This is a genomic window from Blastococcus sp. SYSU DS0533 (genome assembly GCF_054050775.1).
Genome location: NZ_JBJGZZ010000030.1, coordinates 1 through 3,355 on the forward strand (window position 1 = coordinate 1; position 3,355 = coordinate 3,355).

At 58.7% G+C, this 3,355-nt stretch carries 2 rRNA genes; both read left to right on the top strand.

From position 1 onward, the window contains the following. The first annotated feature begins 8 nt into the window (after nucleotides 1-8). A 23S ribosomal RNA gene (locus ACI79W_RS20000) occupies nucleotides 9-3,131 on the top strand. A gap of 106 nt (nucleotides 3,132-3,237) precedes the next feature. Further along, nucleotides 3,238-3,354: ribosomal RNA gene (rrf, locus tag ACI79W_RS20005) — 5S ribosomal RNA — on the top strand. Nucleotide 3,355: the final 1 nt, after the last annotated feature.

Here is a 3,355-nt window from a genome sequence, read left to right on the forward strand (position 1 = left end):
TTTTGTGTGGCCAAGTTGTTAAGGGCACACGGTGGATGCCTGGGCACCAGGAGCCGATGAAGGACGTAGGAGGCTGCGATAAGCCTCGGGGAGCTGTCAACCGAGCGTTGATCCGAGGATTTCCGAATGGGGGAACCCCGCACCAGTCATGTGGTGTGACCCGCGCCTGAACACATAGGGCGTGTGGAGGGAACGTGGGGAAGTGAAACATCTCAGTACCCACAGGAAGAGAAAACAACAGTGATTCCGTGAGTAGTGGCGAGCGAAAGCGGAAGAGGCTAAACCGATCGCATGTGATAGCCGGCAGGCGTTGTGTGGTCGGGGTCGTGGGACAGTTCAGCACCCTCTGCCGGGGGTGCGGGGAGTCATAAAGGATCGTGTTAGTGGAAGGCCTCTGGAAAGGGTCGCCGTAGAGGGTGAGAGCCCCGTACACGAAAACATGGTCCCTCCCGAGCTTGTTTCCCAAGTAGCACCGAGCCCGTGAAATTCGGTGTGAATCCGGCGGGACCACCCGCTAAGCCTGAATACTCCCTGGTGACCGATAGCGGACAAGTACCGTGAGGGAAAGGTGAAAAGTACCCCGGGAGGGGAGTGAAATAGTACCTGAAACCGTGTGCCTACAAGCCGTGAGAGCCTTATCCACTTCGGTGGAGGGGTGATTGCGTGCCTTTTGAAGAATGAGCCTGCGAGTTAGCGGTACGTGGCGAGGTTAACCCGTGTGGGGTAGCCGTAGCGAAAGCGAGTCCGAACAGGGCGTTTCTAGTCGCGTGCTCTAGACCCGAAGCCGAGTGATCTACCCATGGCCAGGTTGAAGCGCGGGTAAGACCGCGTGGAGGACCGAACCCACCAGGGTTGAAAACCTGGGGGATGAGCTGTGGGTAGGGGTGAAAGGCCAATCAAACTCGGTGATAGCTGGTTCTCCCCGAAATGCATTTAGGTGCAGCGTCACGTGTTTCTTGCCGGAGGTAGAGCACTGGATGGCCGATGGGCCCCACAAGGTTACTGACGTCAACCAAACTCCGAATGCCGGTAAGTGAGAGCGTGGCAGTGAGACTGCGGGCGATAAGGTTCGTAGTCGAGAGGGAAACAGCCCAGATCATCGGCTAAGGCCCCTAAGCGTGTGCTAAGTGGAAAAGGATGTGGGATCGCAGAGACAACCAGGAGGTTGGCTTAGAAGCAGCCACCCTTGAAAGAGTGCGTAATAGCTCACTGGTCAAGTGGTTCCGCGCCGACAATGTAGCGGGGCTCAAGCACACCGCCGAAGCCGTGGCATTCACATGATCGCCCGCCGCAGGTCTTGAACCTGCGGCCAGGTGTGTGGATGGGTAGGGGAGCGTCGTGTGGCGGTGGAAGCGGCGGAGTGATCCAGCCGTGGACGCCACACGAGTGAGAATGCAGGCATGAGTAGCGAGAGGGGAGTGAGAACCTCCCCCGCCGGAAGACCAAGGGTTCCTGGGCCAGGCTAATCCGCCCAGGGTGAGTCGGGACCTAAGGCGAGGCCGACAGGCGTAGTCGATGGACAACGGGTTGATATTCCCGTACCCGCGAAGGAACGCCCATGCTGAACCCAGCGATGCTAACCCACCGACGCCGGGGAGCCCACTTGTGGGCGAACCGGACTAGCTGGGGACCCGGACTGGTAGTAGGCAAGCGATGGGGTGACGCAGGAAGGTAGTCCTACCGGTGAGTGGTAGTACCGGTGCAAGGGTGTGGCCCGTCCGATAGGCAAATCCGTCGGACACATGGGTGAGGCCCGACGCATAGCCGATTGAGGCGAATTGGATGATCCTATGCTGCCGAGAAAAGCCTCTAGCGAGTTCCGAGCGGCCCGTACCCCAAACCAACTCAGGTGGTCAGGTAGAGAATACCGAGGCGATCGAGCGAACTGTGGTTAAGGAACTCGGCAAAATGCCCCCGTAACTTCGGGAGAAGGGGGGCCCCAGCCCGTGAACCACCTAGCGTGGGGCAGCGGGAGGGGGTCGCAGAGACCAGTGAGAAGCGACTGTTTACTAAAAACACAGGTCCGTGCGAAGTCGTAAGACGATGTATACGGACTGACGCCTGCCCGGTGCTGGAACGTTAAGGGGACGGGTTAGCCGCAAGGCGAAGCTCAGAACTCAAGCGCCAGTAAACGGCGGTGGTAACTATAACCATCCTAAGGTAGCGAAATTCCTTGTCGGGTAAGTTCCGACCTGCACGAATGGCGTAACGACTTCTCAGCTGTCTCAACCACAGGCTCGGCGAAATTGCACTACGAGTAAAGATGCTCGTTACGCGCGGCAGGACGGAAAGACCCCGGGACCTTTACTATAGCTTGATATTGGTGTTCGGTTCGGCTTGTGTAGGATAGGTGGGAGACTGCGAAGCGGGCACGCCAGTGTCCGTGGAGTCGCCGTTGAAATACCACTCTGGTCGAATTGGATGTCTAACCTCGGTCCGTGATCCGGATCAGGAACAGTGTCAGGTGGGTAGTTTAACTGGGGCGGTTGCCTCCCAAAATGTAACGGAGGCGCCCAAAGGTTCCCTCAGCCTGGTTGGCAATCAGGTGTCGAGTGCAAGTGCACAAGGGAGCTTGACTGCGAGACCGACGGGTCGAGCAGGAGCGAAAGCTGGGACTAGTGACCCGGCACCGGCATGTGGAAGCGGTGTCGCTCAACGGATAAAAGGTACCCCGGGGATAACAGGCTGATCTTCCCCAAGAGTCCATATCGACGGGATGGTTTGGCACCTCGATGTCGGCTCGTCGCATCCTGGGGCTGGAGTAGGTCCCAAGGGTTGGGCTGTTCGCCCATTAAAGCGGTACGCGAGCTGGGTTTAGAACGTCGTGAGACAGTTCGGTCCCTATCCGCCGTGCGCGTAAGAGACTTGAGAAGAGCTGTCCCTAGTACGAGAGGACCGGGACGGACGAACCTCTGGTGTGCCAGTTGTACCGCCAGGTGCACTGCTGGTTAGCTACGTTCGGCAGGGATAACCGCTGAAAGCATCTAAGCGGGAAGCTCGCTTCAAGATGAGGTCTCTCACCGGGACAACCGGGTAAGGCCCCCGCCCAGACCAGCGGGTTGATAGGCCGGAAGTGGAAGCACCGCAAGGTGTGGAGCTGACCGGTACTAACAGGCCGAGGACTTGACCACACACACCACCCCACCAGGGCTTTGTGTGCCAAGTCGTGACGAAGACTGCTTCGCGTCCACTGTGCGGTTCTGAACGCACGAACCAGCCGGTTCAAGTTCACAGAGTTACGGCGGCCATGGCGAGAGGGAAACGCCCGGTAACATTCCGAACCCGGAAGCTAAGCCTCTCAGCGCCGATGGTACTGCCCTGGAGACGGGGTGGGAGAGTAGGACGCCGCCGGACA